Genomic DNA, 14,756 nt, shown 5'->3' on the forward strand with positions numbered 1-14,756 from the left:
ACTCAAAACGGCTTGAACAACACCGCCTGACCCTCAGGTGAGGTGAATATCCCGTCGCCGTTGTGGCCGACTTTCGGCACGATTACCAGGCGCTGGTTCAGCCCTTCAGGGTGGCGCTTCTTGAGGTAGTTGAAGTAGTTCTGGCCACGAATCAGGCGATATGCGCCTTGTGCTTCGGCCGCGCAGGTCTTGTCCAGAGCAGGGTGATTGCGATCGGTGTCCAGCTCGCCCATCAGGTAAGTGATGTCGCGCTTCACGTAATTCTTCTCGATGTCAGCCGGCTTTTCCTTTCCCGAATAGAACGGCATCTTGTTCAGACCGTATTTCCACTCGTCGAAATCAGGGCAGCTCTGCGCCGTTACCGGTTCAGGCCGCTCTGCGTCGAAATAGGCATAGGACGACGGGTTGGCAATCACATAACGCAGCTTCACGCCTTCCCGCTGCAGCAGCGCATCTTCCTTGCCGCCGATCATCGCGTAGCGCTGCACCACCTGGGCACCACCGGAATGCCCGGCAATAACCACTTCTTTGAGATTCGGGAACAGCTTGCTGTCGCTCAGACGCTTGAGGATATGGTCCAGGACCAGAAACGAACTGACGGGCTTGGGATTGGTGGCGGTTGCGCCTTCCATCCAGCTGTTCTGGCGCCAGCGCAGAATCGACTCCGGCAGGTGATGCGCGACAATGTCCTTCTCATCCAGAAATTGCGGGGCGATCAGCAAGGTCTTGCTGCGCTCTTTGGATTGATTGGCGGCACGTTCGATGCTGCGCAGGTAGGTTTGCGCATTGCGCAGGCGGCCGTGCAGCACGATCACCGCGCGCTCGATCTTCGGCTTGGGGTGTACCCATTCCTGGCTAAGCCCCAGTGTCGCCTCTGCACCATTGATGGCCAGGCGATCCGGACTGATAGACGTAACCGCTTGATCCTCGGCATGCGCCCCGAGGCTCGCGAAGGCAGTGCTCAACAACAGGACCAGAAGCGGTTTAATCATGTGTTCAGAGACTCTTGGCGGCGAATGTATCGCATTGATTGATTTGGCCTTGGGCAAAGCCTGCCTTGAACCAGCGTACACGCTGGGCAGACGTCCCATGAGTAAAGGAGTCCGGAGCGACTCGACCACTGCTTTGCTGTTGCAAGCGATCATCGCCGATAGCGTTGGCCGCATTCAATGCCTCTTCAATATCACCCGGCTCAAGCCAGTTCAAACGATTTTGTGCGTTGTACGCCCAAACACCTGCAAAGCAGTCCGCCTGAAGCTCCTGGCGGACCAGTAAACCGTTGGCACCTTCCATTTTTTGCCCGGCCTGACGAGCCTTGTCGACCTTGGCAGAAATGCCCAGCAGGGTCTGCACATGGTGCCCGATTTCGTGGGCAATCACGTAAGCCTGGGCGAAGTCTCCAGCGGCGGAAAAGCGTTGGGCCATTTCGCGGAAGAAGTCCATGTCCAGATAGACCTGCTGGTCAGCCGGGCAGTAGAACGGGCCGGTCGCCGAGGTGGCGCGACCGCAAGCCGAGTTGACCTGGCCGCTGAACAGCACCAGCGTCGGGTCCTTGTACTCGCGACCGTTCTGAGCAAACACAGCACGCCAGGTGTCTTCGGTATCGCCGAGGATGCTGCGCACGAATTCGGCTTGCTGGTCGTTGGCCGGTGGCGCCTGACGCGTTTGCGCGCTGGGTGGAGCGCTTTGCTCGGTGCCTTGCCCGGTCAGTTGCCCGAGAATCTGCATCGGGTCCTGACCGGTCAGCAGGCCGATGGCAACGATGATCACAATGCCGCCCAGGCCCAGCCCCTTGCCACCGATGCGCATGCCGCCGCCGCCACTGCTGCCGCCATCACGCGCATCGACTACGTTGTCGCTACGTCGGCCTTTTTTCCAGAGCATGTCGGATCCCTCTTCTTTTCGTGCAATGAGTGTCGCTGCTGATACAGGTCTGCGCCAGTCTGGCGGTCCGGCCAGCGTGTGCAGGATGCGAGGGTATAGAGGTGCGAGAGAGCCGATTGGTTCGGGAAGTCCGTGTCTAGCTTTTCACGGGCTGCGCCTGCAACACTTCAGGTGGCGACGCATCGGCAAAACGGTCGACCTGCCGCAGCGATTTGAAGCCCGTCATCCACGCGCCGACCACGCCCAGTGTGCAGACGCCGCCCATGATTGCCGCAGGTATCGCGCCGACCAGCGAGGCGCTGGTGCCTGCGCGAAATTCGCCCAGCTCGTTGGATGAGCCGATAAACAGCATATTCACGGCATTGACCCGGCCGCGCATGTTGTCCGGCGTCGAAAACTGCACCAGCGCCGAGCGAATGAACACGCTGACCATGTCCGCCGCGCCCGCGACCAGCAGAGCCAGGCACGAAAGCCAGAACAGTGTCGACAGTGCGAACACCAGATTCGCTACGCCGAACAGGCCGACGGCAATAAACATGGTCATGCCGACGTTGCGCTGCAGCGGGCGCATGCTCAGGTAAATACCGACGCCCAGCTCGCCCAGGCTCATCGACGCACGCAGCATGCCCAGCCCTTGGGGGCCCAGATGCAGCACTTCATGGGCGTAAATCGGCAGCAGCGCCACCACGCCGCCGAGCAGCACGGCGAACAGGTCCAGCGAAATGGTGCCGAGGATGATCGGTCGCGAGCGGATGAAGGCAATGCCCGCGGTGAACCGGCCCCAGGCGCTGGAGCCAAGTTCCACTGGCTTGCCGGCAAAGGGCGTCGCTACAGGGGCCAGAAACAGGATGCCAGCTATGAATGCTGCCACGCAGACTGAATACGTCAGTTCTGCGCCGCCCAGCCAATACAGATAGCCGCCGATCAGCGGGCCGCCAACGGTCGAACAGCGCATGATCACACTGTTGGTGGCAATGGCCGAAGGCAGTTGGTCACGCGGGACAATCTGTGGCAGCAGGCTTTGCAGGGCCGGGCCGGTGAAGGCGCGGGCGCAGCCGTAGAGCATCAGCGCGCCGTAGATCAGCCGCAGGTCTTGCAGTTTGAGGGCCGAAAACACAAACAGAATGGTGCCGCAGAACGCCTGCACGCCCCAACTGATCATCAGGATGACCTTGCGGTTGTAGCGGTCGATCAGGTCCCCGGCAGGCATCAACAGCAGCAACATGGGAATAAACTGAGCAAGGCCGACATACGCCAGTGCCATTGGCTCGCGGGTCATGTCATAGACCTGCCAGGCGACCACCACTGCCTGAATCTGCATGGCAAACACTGCCATCAGGCGCGAGAGGATAAAACTGACGAAACCGGGCTGGCTGGACAACTTGACCGGGGCAGGAGAGGCGGAAGACTCAGAGCTCAAGAAAGGGATCCCATCGAAGCGGCTAATTCACGTTTTCGGTTTATACCTTAGCGTATCGATAGGAAGCTAATAAATATTCTGACAGTTTCGCCGTGACGGGTATGAAAGAATCTGCTCCGCGCCGCATGTACAGGATAGGACGCGGAGCGTCCGGAACGGCATGCGACGCAGAGCGCCGCACGATAGTCGAGATTATCGTTCCTCACGCTCCAGCGTGGGAATGCCGTGGGTGACGCTCTGCGTCACAGATCTACGCCGCGCCGCCTGTTCAGGATAGGACGCGGAGCGTCCAGAAAGGCATGCGACGCAGAGCGCCGCACGATAGTCGAGATAATCGTTCCTCACGTTCCAGCGTGGGAATGCCTTGGGTGACGCTCTGCGTCACAGATCTACGCCGCGCCGCCTGTTCAGGATAGGACGCGGAGCGTCCGGAACGGCATGCGACGCAGAGCGCCGCACGATAGTCGAGATTATCGTTCCTCACGCTCCAGCGTGGGAATGCCGTGGGTGACGCTCTGCGTCACAGATCTACGCCGCGCCGCCTGTTCAGGATAGGACGCGGAGCGTCCGGAACGGCATGCGACGCAGAGCGCCGCACGATAGTCGAGATTATCGTTCCTCACGCTCCAGCGTGGGAATGCCGTGGGTGACGCTCTGCGTCACAGATCTACGCCGCGCCGCCTGTTCAGGATAGGACGCGGAGCGTCCAGAAAGGCATGCGACGCAGAGCGCCGCACGATAGTGATATGCCTCAACGGCGAACCAGCAGCACGCCCGATTCCATGTGGTGGGTGTACGGAAACTGGTCGAACAGGGCGCAGCGCTCGACCCGGTGGGTGTCGTGCAACTGGGCGATGTTGGCGGCCAGGGTTTCCGGGTTGCAGGAGATGTACAAAATGCGCTCGAAGCGCCGGGTCAGTTCGCAGGTGTCCGGGTCCATGCCGGCGCGTGGCGGGTCGACGAAGACGCTGCCGAAGTCGTAGCTCTTCAGGTCCACACCGTGCAGACGGCGGAACGGGCGAACCTCGTTCAGTGCTTCGGTCAGCTCTTCAGCCGACAAACGCACCAGCGTGACGTTGTCCACGCCGTTGTCATCCAGGTTGCTCAGCGCCGCGTTGACCGAGGTCTTGCTGATTTCGGTCGCCAGCACCTTGCGCACGCGGGTGGCCAGCGGCAGGGTGAAGTTGCCATTGCCGCAGTACAACTCCAGCAGATCGTCCTGCCGCTCGCCCAGCGCATCAAACGCCCAGTTGAGCATTTTGCCGTTCACCGTGCCGTTGGGCTGGGTGAACGCGCCTTCCGGTTGGCGGTAGCTGAAGGTGCGGCCAGCCACGTCGAGCTTCTCGGTCACGTAATCCTGGCCGATGATCAGCTTCTGGCCCTTGGAACGACCGATCAGGCTCACGTTCAGCTCAGCCGCCAATTGCTCGGCAGCGGCTTGCCATTCAGCGTCCAGCGGGCGGTGATAGCACATGGTGATCATCGCATCACCCGCCAGCGTGGTCAGGAAGTCCACCTGAAACAGCTTGTGATTCAACGTCGGGCTGGCTTCCCAGCGCTCGCGCAGCACCGGCATCAGCGCGTTGATGCGCTCGCTGGCGATCGGCAGGCCTTCCAGCAGGATCGGTGTCCTGTTGTCGCCCGGCGCGAACATCGCGTAATAACGCTTTTGGTCTTCGCGCCACAGGCGAAATTCGGCGCGCAGCCGATAGTGCTCGCGCGGTGAATCAAACACCTGCGGCTCAGGTGCATCGAACGGCGCGAGCAACTCGCGCAGGCGAACGGTTTTTTCTTCGAGCTGACGGTCGTAGCTCGCAGGGTCGAAAGGAACACTCATGCGTTGAACCAGCCCAGCTTGATCACGAACAGGATCGACAGGATCACCAGCGCGGAATTCAGCTCGCGCCAGCGTCCCGACAACAGCTTGATCGCTGTCCAGGAAATGAAACCAAAGGCGATGCCGTTGGCAATGGAGTAGGTGAACGGCATCGCCAGAGCGGTAATCACCACCGGCGCTGCGACGGTTATGTCGTCCCAGTCGATTTCAGCCATGCCGGACGCCATCAGCACGGCGACGAACAGCAGCGCCGGCGCGGTGGCAAAGGCGGGCACGCTGCCGGCCAGCGGGGCGAAGAACAGCGCCAGCAGGAACAGCACGGCGACCACTACGGCGGTAAGACCGGTGCGGCCACCCGCGCTGACGCCCGCAGCCGACTCGATGTAGCTGGTGGTGGTCGAGGTGCCCAGCAGGGAACCGGCCATCGCGGCAGTACTGTCGGCGATCAGCGCACGGCCCATTTTCGGCATGTGCCCGTCCTTGCCCATCAGCCCGGCGCGTTTGGCCACGCCGATCAGGGTGCCGGAGTTATCGAAGATATCGACGAACAGGAAGGCGAAGATGATGCTCACCAGACCAACGTCCAGCGCGCCCATGATGTCCAGCTGCATGAAGGTCGGTGCCAGCGAAGGCGGCATCGACACCACACCGCCAAACGGCGTGAAGCCCAGCACGATGGACACCAGGGTGACCGCGAGGATGCCGATCAGCACCGCGCCGCGCACTTTGAGGTGGTCCAGCGCCACGATCAGAAAGAAGCCCAGGGTAGCCAGCACCGGAGCAGGCTGCTTGAGGTCGCCCATGCCGATGATGGTGGCCGGGTTGCTGACCACGATTCCGGCGTTATGCAGGGCGATCAGTGCCAGAAACAGGCCGATACCAGCGGCAATGGCCGAACGCAGGGGCAGAGGGATGCTGTTGATGATCCATTCACGGATGCGAAAGATCGACAGAATGAAGAACATCACCGCCGAGATGAACACTGCACCCAGCGCGACCTGCCAGCTGTGACCCATGTGCAGGACCACGGTGTAGGTAAAGAAGGCGTTCAGGCCCATGCCCGGTGCGAGGGCGATCGGGTAGTTGGCGATCAGCCCCATCACCGTCGAGCCGATGGCGGCTGCCAGGCAGGTGGCGACGAATACCGCGCCCTTGTCCATGCCGGTTTCGCCGAGGATGCTCGGGTTGACGAACAGGATGTAGGCCATCGCCAGGAAAGTCGTGACGCCCGCGAGAATCTCGGTCCTCACGTTGGTGTTGTGTGCCTTGAGTTGAAACAGCCTTTCCAGCATGTCTGGCTCTCCGTGACGCGGCGCGCGTCGTGAATGATCGACTCCAACAGCAAAGCACAGACTGCGAGGCAGCCCGTTTGATTTCTGCGGGTCGGAAAAAGCCGCGCATCATACCAGCAGCGGGTCAGGATGGCTGCCTGTGGATAAGGGCCTTTCGATGACAAGTGCGCTCATCAAGAAAGCCTGAACGTTGCAAACCTCACGAAGTCCCACCCCTTAAGACGCATAAAAATGCGCTAAGCGAACGCCTACCGTGAGGTTTCCATGAGTGCAACGACCCCGAACCCGAAGGATTTCGCGACCCACGCGATTTCTCTTACCCTGAACGGGCAGCAGCGCCAGCTGGACGTGCTGCCCTGGACCACCCTGCTGGACCTGCTGCGTGATCAGCTTGATCTGGTCGGCACCAAGAAAGGCTGCGACCACGGCCAGTGTGGTGCATGTACCGTACTGCGTGACGGTACGCGCATCAATGCCTGCCTGACGTTGGCGATCATGTGCGACGGCGCCGAACTGACCACCATTGAAGGTCTTGCCGACGGCGATCAGTTGCATCCAATGCAGCAGGCGTTCATCAAGAACGATGCGTTTCAGTGCGGCTACTGCACGCCCGGGCAGATATGCTCGGCTGTCGGGCTGGCCAACGAGGGGCGCGCCAGCACGCGTGCCGAGATCCAGGAACTGATGAGCGGTAACCTGTGCCGCTGCGGTGCGTACAGCAATATTCTTGCGGCGGTCGAAGAGGCCTTGCCACAGTTTCACAATGCAGCGCCGAAGCCGGAGGTGAACGCATGAATCCGTTTACCTACAGCAAGCCGACCGACATCAGCGCAGCGGTCAACCTGAGCGGGCCTGCCACGCGTTTCATTGCTGGCGGCACCAACCTGCTCGATCTGATGAAAGAAAACGTCGCAACGCCTGAACACTTGATCGATATCACCGGCCTGCCATTAAGGGAGGTCAGCGAAACGGCTTCTGGCGGACTGATGATCGGCGCCCTGGTGAGTAATGCCGACCTGGCGTATCACCCGTTGATCGAGGCGCGGTACCCGTTGCTGAGCAAAGCCGTCCTGGCCGGTGCCTCGCCACAGTTGCGCAATATGGCCAGCACTGGCGGCAACCTGTTGCAACGGACCCGTTGCTATTACTTCTATGACACCGGTGTGCCGTGCAACAAGCGTGAACCGGGTAGCGGCTGCCCGGCGCGTGAAGGTCTGAACCGTATTCACGCAATCCTAGGTGCCAGTGACGAATGTGTCGCCACGCATCCATCCGACATGTGCGTGGCCCTCGCTGCGCTGGAGGCTGTGGTGCATGTCGAAGGGCGTGCCGGTCGCCGCACCATCGAGTTCGCGGATTTCCACCGCCTGCCGGGTGATGCGCCGCAACGCGACAACCAATTGGCCGATGATGAGTTGATCATCGCGGTCGAGCTGCCTGCACAGGGCTTTGCCAGTCACAACGCTTATCTGAAGATTCGTGATCGCGCATCCTATGCGTTTGCCCTGATATCGGTCGCTGCTGCCATCGATCTGGACGGTGACGTGGTACGCGACGTGCGTCTGGCGCTGGGTGGCGTCGCGCACAAGCCGTGGCGTGACAAAGCGGTCGAGGCATTGTTGATCGGTAAACCGGTCACTCGCGAGCACTTCGCCGCTGCGGCAGATGCCATGCTTGAAGATGCCAAGCCTCTGGAGCACAACGGTTTTAAAGTCAGGCTGGCCCGCCGCGCGATCATTCGCGCCTTGAGCGATGCCGCAACAGGAGGGAGCGCCCAATGAACCAGCCATTTTCGCCAATGGGCAAGCCGGTAGACCGCGTCGACGGCCGACTGAAAGTGACAGGCGGCGCGCGCTACGCCGGTGAATACCCTGAAGAAGGGCTGCTGTATGCCAGCGTGGTCTCCAGCACCATCGCCAACGGTCGCGTCGTCAGCATCGATACCAGCGAGGCGTTGAAAGTCGCGGGTGTCGTCGCCGTCATCGACCATACCAATCGTCCTTCAGTGGCCAGCTACGACGAAAACTACGAAGACGCTGACTCGGCCGACGGTTCGCCGTTTCGGCCTTTTTACAACGACAACGTTATGTACAGCGGCCAGCCGCTTGCGCTGGTCGTTGCCGATACGCTGGAGCTGGCACGGCACGCCGGTTCGCTGGTGCGTATCGAATATGAACAGCAGGCTCACGAGACCGATTTGCAGGTCATGCTCGACACTGCCCATGACGCGCCTGCCGAACTGCCGCCGCCGCGTGGCAACTTCGAGGGTGAGCTGGCCAGTTCTGCGCTCAGCGTTGATGTGACCTACAGCACGCCCAGCGAATACCACAACCCGATGGAACCGCATGCTTCCACCGTCCTGTACCAGGCTGACGGCAGCCTGCAGATTCACGACAAGACCCAGGGCACGCAGAACTGTCAGGACTACCTGCATAAGGTCTTCGGTCTGGAAAAGGACAAGATCCGCGTGCTGGCAGCCTTCGTCGGCGGTGCCTTCGGTTCAGGCCTGCGCCCGCAATATCAGCTGCCATTGGCGGTGATGGCGGCGTTGCATCTGAAGCGCTCGGTGCGCCTGACCCTGACCCGACAACAGATGTTCACCTTCGGCTATCGCCCGCGCACCGTGCAGCGCTTGCGTCTGGGGGCGGCTGCCAACGGTCGTCTGCTGGCCATTGGGCATGAAGCCATCGGCCAGACTTCGCGATTCGAGGACTTCAGCGAGCATGTTGTCGAGTGGAGCGGCATGCTCTATCACTGCGATAACGTGCAACTGACCTACAAACTGGTGCCGCTCGACGTGTTCACGCCGTTGGATATGCGTGCGCCGGGTGCTGCATTGGGCATGATCGGTCTGGAGTGCGCCATGGACGAGCTGGCCTGTGCGCTGGCCATCGACCCTGTGCGCCTGCGCTTGACCAATTACGCCGAACGCAACGGTAACGAAGACAAGCCTTACTCCAGCAAAGAGCTGCGCGAGTGCTATCGCCAGGGCGCCGAGCGTTTTGGTTGGGACAGCCGCAACCCCGAGCCGCGCAGTATGCGTCAAGGTCGCCAACTGGTCGGCTGGGGCATGGCGGGCGGTGTCTGGGAAGCCATGCAGATGAAAGCCAGCGCCAAGGCGCGTCTTGAGGCTGATGGCAGTTTAGTAGTCAGCAGTGCCACGACTGACATCGGTACGGGTACGTACACTGTGATGACGCAGATCGCTGCTGAAGCCTCGGGCATCGATGTGGAGAATGTCACCTTTCTACTGGGTGACTCTTCGTTGCCGACCGCGCCTTTGCAGGGCGGCTCGTTTACCGTGTCTTCAGTGGGTACAGCGGTGCAGCAGGCGTGTCAGGCCCTGCAGCGTCAGGTGCTGGAAGTTGCCAAAGGGCTTCATCCGCAGTTCGCATCTGCCACGCCGGATGAGGTGCGTTTCGAAGCGGGCAAGCTGTATGTGGGCGAGCAGGCGCTGTCGATGGCAGAGCTGGCTGCCTCTCAAGCCAGTGGTGCGATTGAAGTGCAAGTTGATGCCGAGCCGGACAAGAAGCGTGAAGCCTATGCGGCTGCAACGCACTCGGCGGTATTCGTCGAAGTGCTGGTCGACGAGGACCTGGGCACGATCAAGGTCAATCGCGTGGTCAGTGCCGTGGCAGCGGGCCGGGTAGTGAACCCGAAGATGGCGCGTAGCCAGATTCTGGGTGGTGTTGTCTGGGGCATGGGCATGGCGCTTCAGGAAGAGGCGATGCTTGATCACACTCTGGGCCGCCCGATGAACCACAGCCTGGCCGAGTACCACATCCCGGTTAATGCTGATATCGGCGATATTGACGTGCTGTTTGTCGAAGAACACGACGAGATCGTCAACGCGCTGGGTTCCAAAGGCGTCGGCGAGATCGGCATCGTGGGCGTACCGGCAGCGATTGCCAACGCGATCTACCACGCCACCGGCAAGCGGATCCGCGAGTTTCCGATCACGCTGGACAAGCTGTTGTAATCGCGCGCGCAAATCCAACTGCTTATCTTGCCAACGCTCTGCGTTGGCATGCGGTTCTGGACGCTCTGCGTCCTCTTGCGTAGGTGGTGCGGCGCAGGTGTGACGCGGAGCGCCACGAACGGCATTCTCACGCTAGGGCGTGAGGAACGGTGGGCGTCTGCAAGTGCTCTACCGGTGAGACAACTCGCCACGCGACAATAGACCACACGACTTTAGCGGCTGAACAGGACTACTCTTTCATGGTCGATTGATCTGCATCATTGCGTTCAGGCAGTGATCAGTGCTTCGGCCAGCGTTTTCGCCATTGGAAACGCCAGAATAAAGAAACATAAGCACTCATTACCGTGGGAGCAATCGTTGTTGGCTCACAGCCAGCAGCAGGTTTCATCTGAGAGAGGAACATATTATGTTCGGTTTAGAGGCTATAGATCTCGCCCGAATTCAGTTCGCATTCACCATTTCGTTTCACATCCTGTTTCCTGCCATCACTATTGGTCTGGCAAGTTACCTGGCTGTGCTCGAAGGTCTGTGGCTGAAGACCCGCGATAACGTCTACCGTGACCTGTACCACTTCTGGTCGAAGATCTTTGCCGTCAACTTCGGCATGGGCGTGGTCTCTGGGCTGGTCATGGCCTATCAATTCGGCACCAACTGGAGCCGCTTCTCCGATTTTGCAGGTGCTGTTACCGGCCCGCTGCTGACCTACGAAGTACTGACCGCCTTCTTCCTTGAAGCGGGTTTCCTCGGCGTCATGCTGTTCGGCTGGAACCGTGTCGGCCGTAAGCTGCATTTCTTTTCCACGGTGATGGTTGCCATTGGCACGCTGATCTCCACGTTCTGGATTCTGTCGTCCAACAGCTGGATGCAGACGCCGCAAGGTTTCGAGATCATCGACGGCCGTGTCATTCCGACCGACTGGTTCGCAGTGGTGTTCAACCCCTCGTTCCCGTACCGCCTGACGCACATGGCGATTGCCGCATTCGTGGCCACTGCGTTCTTCGTCGGCTCGTCGGCTGCCTGGCACCTGTTGCGCGGTCGCGACACACCCGCCGTACGAAAAATGCTTTCGATGGCCATGTGGATGGCCCTGCTGGTTGCGCCTATTCAGGCAGTGGTCGGTGACTTCCACGGTCTGAATACGCTCAAGCATCAGCCGGCGAAGATCGCCGCCATTGAAGGCCATTGGGAAAACGTCGGTGACGAACCGACCCCGCTGATTCTGTTCGGCATTCCCGACATGAAGGAAGAGCGTACCAAGTACGCGGTGGAAATTCCGTACCTGGGCAGCCTGATCCTGACCCACAGCCTCGACAAGCAGGTGCCGGCGCTCAAGGAGTTCAAGCCTGAGGATCGCCCTAATTCGACAATCGTATTCTGGTCGTTCCGGGTCATGGTTGCCCTCGGCATGCTGATGATTTTCACCGGCCTGTGGAGCCTGTGGCTGCGCAAGCGCGGCACGCTGTATAACTCGCGTCCGTTCCTGTACCTGGCGCTGTGGATGGGTCCGTCTGGCCTGATCGCGATTCTCGCCGGCTGGTTTACCACCGAGATCGGTCGTCAGCCGTGGGTCGTGTATGGCCTGATGCGCACCGCCGATGCATCGTCCGGCCACAGCGTGGCGCAGATGAGCATCACTCTGGTGCTGTTCGTGGTCGTGTATTTCGTGCTGTTCGGTGCAGGTCTTGGCTACATGATGCGCCTGGTTCGCAAGGGGCCAAAAGCCTATGTCGAACATGTGCCTCACGGTGGTCCCGGCCAACAACGCACTCCGGCCCGTCCGCTCTCCGCTGCTGTTGAAGGCGAAGAAGATGGCGACCATCCTGACCGTCTCGGCAAGGGGATTTAAGCCATGGGTATCGATCTTCCGCTGATCTGGGCCATCATCATCGTCTTCGGCATCATGATGTACGTGGTGATGGACGGCTTCGATCTGGGCATCGGGATTCTCTTCCCGTTCATGAAGGACAGTTCCGACCGTGACGTGATGATGAATACCGTCGCGCCGGTCTGGGACGGCAACGAGACCTGGCTGGTGCTGGGCGGTGCGGCACTGTTCGGTGCATTCCCGCTGGCCTACTCGGTGGTCTTGTCTGCGCTGTACCTGCCGCTGATGTTCATGCTCATGGGCCTGATCTTTCGCGGCGTGGCGTTCGAGTTTCGCTTCAAGGCGACCGAACAGAAACGCCACCTCTGGGACAAGGCGTTCATTGGCGGTTCGCTGGCTGCAACCTTCTTTCAGGGCGTGGCGCTGGGCACCTACATCGAAGGAATTCCGGTGGTCAATCGTCAGTTCGCTGGCGGTTCACTGGACTGGCTCGCGCCGTTTCCGATGTTCTGCGGCCTGGCCCTGATTGTCGCCTATGCGCTGCTGGGCTGTACCTGGCTGATCATGAAAACCGAAGGTTCGCTGCAGAAGGCGATGCATGATCTGGCCCGCCCTCTGGCACTGGCTGTGCTGGCGGTCATGGCGGTGGTCAGCCTGTGGACGCCGCTGGCTCACGCGGACATTGCCCATCGCTGGTTCAGCATGCCCAATCTACTGTGGTTCATGCCCGTGCCGGTTCTGGTGCTGGTGACCATGTACGGTTTGTTCAAGGCTGTCGCCCGCAATGCCCACTACACGCCGTTCCTGCTGACCCTGTTGCTGATATTTCTGGGTTACAGCGGGCTGGGCATCAGCCTGTGGCCAAACATCATTCCGCCTTCGGTATCGATCTGGGCAGCCGCCGCGCCGCCGCAGAGCCAGGGCTTTATGCTGGTCGGCACGCTGTTCATCATTCCGTTCATCCTGGGCTACACCTTCTGGAGCTACTACGTATTCCGCGGCAAGGTGACGGCTGCAGACGGTTATCACTAGTTCGAACCGAGGAGATTGACGATGTCTGGTAAGAATTCCATGCACGATCCTGATCCGGCACTGAGCAAACCGCTCTGGCAACGCTTGGCCTGGCTGGTCGGGATCTGGGCGGGCAGCGTATTTGCGCTGTTTATCGTAGCCAGCCTGATGCGCATGTTCATGAGCGCAGCGGGCCTGACGACACACTGATACTGAATTCCCGTTCGTGTCCACCGGACACGTTTTGCGACCCTCTTGCCACCCGCTGGCAAGAGGGTCTTTTTTTGCGCCGTGGATTACTTGCGTGCTTTCAGGATCACGAATTTCGGCGTGGCCGCCACTTGCTCGACACCGCGGAACAGGCGCGACAGCTTGGTGTGATAACCCAGGTGACGGTTGCCGACGATATACAGCGCGCCGCCGTTAACCAGTGCGGCACGCGCCTGGAGGAACATGCGCCAGGCAAGAAAATCTCCCACCACCTGTTGCTGATGGAAGGGCGGGTTGCACAGCACCACCTCCAGCGAGTCGGGCTCCTGAGTGTCCAGCCCGTCGGCTGCCCGAACTGCCACCGCACGTTCGCCCAGCGTTGCGCGCCAGTTCTCGGTGGCCGATTGCACGGCCATGAACGACTCGTCGACCAGCGTGTAGTGCGCCTGCGGGTTGTCCAGCGCGCTGGCAATAGCCAGCACGCCGTTGCCGCATCCCAAGTCGGCGACCCTTGCGGTGCCGAGGTTTTTCGGCAGATAAGGCAGGAATGCCCGGGTACCGATGTCCAGCCCGTCGCGGCAGAATACATTGGCGTGGTTGAGTAGTTCGATGGCCGGCTCGTCCAGACGGTAACGGGTCGGGTAGGGCGAAGTCCGCACTTCCATGGGCTGCGGCGTGGCGAACAGCAGCCGGGCTTTTTTCACCGCCAGTGAGGCCTGCACCGGCCCTACGTATTCCTCCAGCAGGTCGCCAGCCGAACGTGGCAAATGCTTGACCATGGCTGCCGCGACCACGCGAGCACCGGGTGCCAGTTGACCCTGCAGGCGTATCAGTTGTTCTTCCAGCAGCGCCAGAGTCTTCGGCACCCGGATCAGCACCCAGTCGAATGGCCCGTTCAACGGCTCGCTGGCGGGGACGTGCGGTACCGCGTCATAGCTCATGCCATTGCGTGCCAGGTTCTTTTCCAGACCTTGTGCAGCCAGGAAAGAGTCGGTGCTGCTGACCACCGTGGCATGAGACGCCAGACTGGCCGCCAGCGCGCCGAAACTGTCATTGAGCACCAGCACCCGGCTTTGCAGGCTCAGCCCGGTTTCTGCAACATGATTGAGCAGGTACTCGTCAGCAGCATCGAATGCCTGCAACGGCTCATCCTGTTGCTCGGGTTGGCGAATGAGATCAAGTTCAGCGAAAGGACTGATGAGCAGGGGCATTGGCGGGAGAACTCTGTGCAATCGAAAGTATGTCAGTGAGCCCGAAGACAGGTGGGCTCGCCGAGGCAGACGATTTTACGTATTTTT

Annotated in this window: 12 protein-coding genes; 6 read left to right on the forward strand and 6 right to left on the reverse strand. The window is 60.5% G+C overall.

Features of this window, described 5'->3' with window-relative positions:
• Positions 1-2: 2 nt before the first annotated feature.
• The 5 genes from RYC18_RS01225 to RYC18_RS01245 all read right to left on the reverse strand — a co-directional run bounded on the left by RYC18_RS01225 (position 3) and on the right by RYC18_RS01245 (position 6,433).
• Positions 3-992: a hypothetical protein gene (locus RYC18_RS01225; protein WP_004655548.1), complete on the reverse strand. Its 990-nt coding sequence runs from the start codon at positions 990-992 to the stop codon at positions 3-5.
• A 4-nt stretch (positions 993-996) separates the two neighbouring features.
• Positions 997-1,884: a neutral zinc metallopeptidase gene (locus RYC18_RS01230; RefSeq protein WP_055007718.1), complete on the reverse strand. Its 888-nt coding sequence runs from the start codon at positions 1,882-1,884 to the stop codon at positions 997-999.
• Positions 1,885-2,020: 136 nt separating this feature from the next.
• Positions 2,021-3,304, reverse strand: coding sequence for an MFS transporter (locus RYC18_RS01235; RefSeq protein WP_005780805.1), 1,284 nt, complete (start codon positions 3,302-3,304; stop codon positions 2,021-2,023).
• 751 nt (positions 3,305-4,055) lie between these two features.
• The gene (gene trmA / locus RYC18_RS01240; RefSeq protein ID WP_004666256.1) at positions 4,056-5,141 is read right to left on the reverse strand and encodes a tRNA (uridine(54)-C5)-methyltransferase TrmA; all 1,086 of its coding nucleotides are present in this window, start codon (positions 5,139-5,141) and stop codon (positions 4,056-4,058) included.
• The gene (locus RYC18_RS01245; protein WP_004666255.1) at positions 5,138-6,433 is read right to left on the reverse strand and encodes an NCS2 family permease; all 1,296 of its coding nucleotides are present in this window, start codon (positions 6,431-6,433) and stop codon (positions 5,138-5,140) included. The genes trmA and RYC18_RS01245 overlap by 4 nt, the downstream gene beginning before the upstream one ends.
• Before the next feature lie 264 nt (positions 6,434-6,697).
• Between RYC18_RS01245 and RYC18_RS01250 the strand changes: the two genes are divergently transcribed.
• The 6 genes from RYC18_RS01250 to RYC18_RS01275 all read left to right on the forward strand — a co-directional run bounded on the left by RYC18_RS01250 (position 6,698) and on the right by RYC18_RS01275 (position 13,458).
• On the forward strand, positions 6,698-7,228 hold the full coding sequence (locus RYC18_RS01250) for a (2Fe-2S)-binding protein (RefSeq protein WP_002555244.1): 531 nt from the start codon (positions 6,698-6,700) through the stop codon (positions 7,226-7,228).
• Positions 7,225-8,214, forward strand: coding sequence for an FAD binding domain-containing protein (locus tag RYC18_RS01255; protein WP_005745358.1), 990 nt, complete (start codon positions 7,225-7,227; stop codon positions 8,212-8,214). Before RYC18_RS01250 ends, RYC18_RS01255 begins: the two co-directional genes overlap by 4 nt.
• Positions 8,211-10,412, forward strand: a complete 2,202-nt coding sequence (locus RYC18_RS01260; RefSeq protein WP_316882103.1) for a xanthine dehydrogenase family protein molybdopterin-binding subunit — start codon at positions 8,211-8,213, stop codon at positions 10,410-10,412. The genes RYC18_RS01255 and RYC18_RS01260 overlap by 4 nt, the downstream gene beginning before the upstream one ends.
• 406 nt (positions 10,413-10,818) lie before the next feature.
• Positions 10,819-12,258, forward strand: coding sequence for a cytochrome ubiquinol oxidase subunit I (locus tag RYC18_RS01265; RefSeq protein ID WP_316882105.1), 1,440 nt, complete (start codon positions 10,819-10,821; stop codon positions 12,256-12,258).
• Between the two features lie 3 nt (positions 12,259-12,261).
• Positions 12,262-13,269, forward strand: coding sequence for a cytochrome d ubiquinol oxidase subunit II (cydB, locus tag RYC18_RS01270; protein WP_316882107.1), 1,008 nt, complete (start codon positions 12,262-12,264; stop codon positions 13,267-13,269).
• Between the two features lie 21 nt (positions 13,270-13,290).
• Positions 13,291-13,458, forward strand: coding sequence for a DUF2474 domain-containing protein (locus tag RYC18_RS01275; RefSeq protein WP_002555239.1), 168 nt, complete (start codon positions 13,291-13,293; stop codon positions 13,456-13,458).
• Positions 13,459-13,544: 86 nt separating this feature from the next.
• On the opposite strand, the gene RYC18_RS01280 is transcribed toward RYC18_RS01275, so the two are convergent.
• A complete protein-coding gene (locus tag RYC18_RS01280) occupies positions 13,545-14,669 on the reverse strand; it encodes a methyltransferase (protein ID WP_016981837.1) in 1,125 nt (374 codons plus the stop codon).
• Between the last annotated feature and the right edge of the window lie 87 nt (positions 14,670-14,756).

Source organism: Pseudomonas syringae group sp. 247E2 (genome assembly GCF_032587795.1).
Lineage (GTDB): Bacteria > Pseudomonadota > Gammaproteobacteria > Pseudomonadales > Pseudomonadaceae > Aquipseudomonas > Aquipseudomonas amygdali.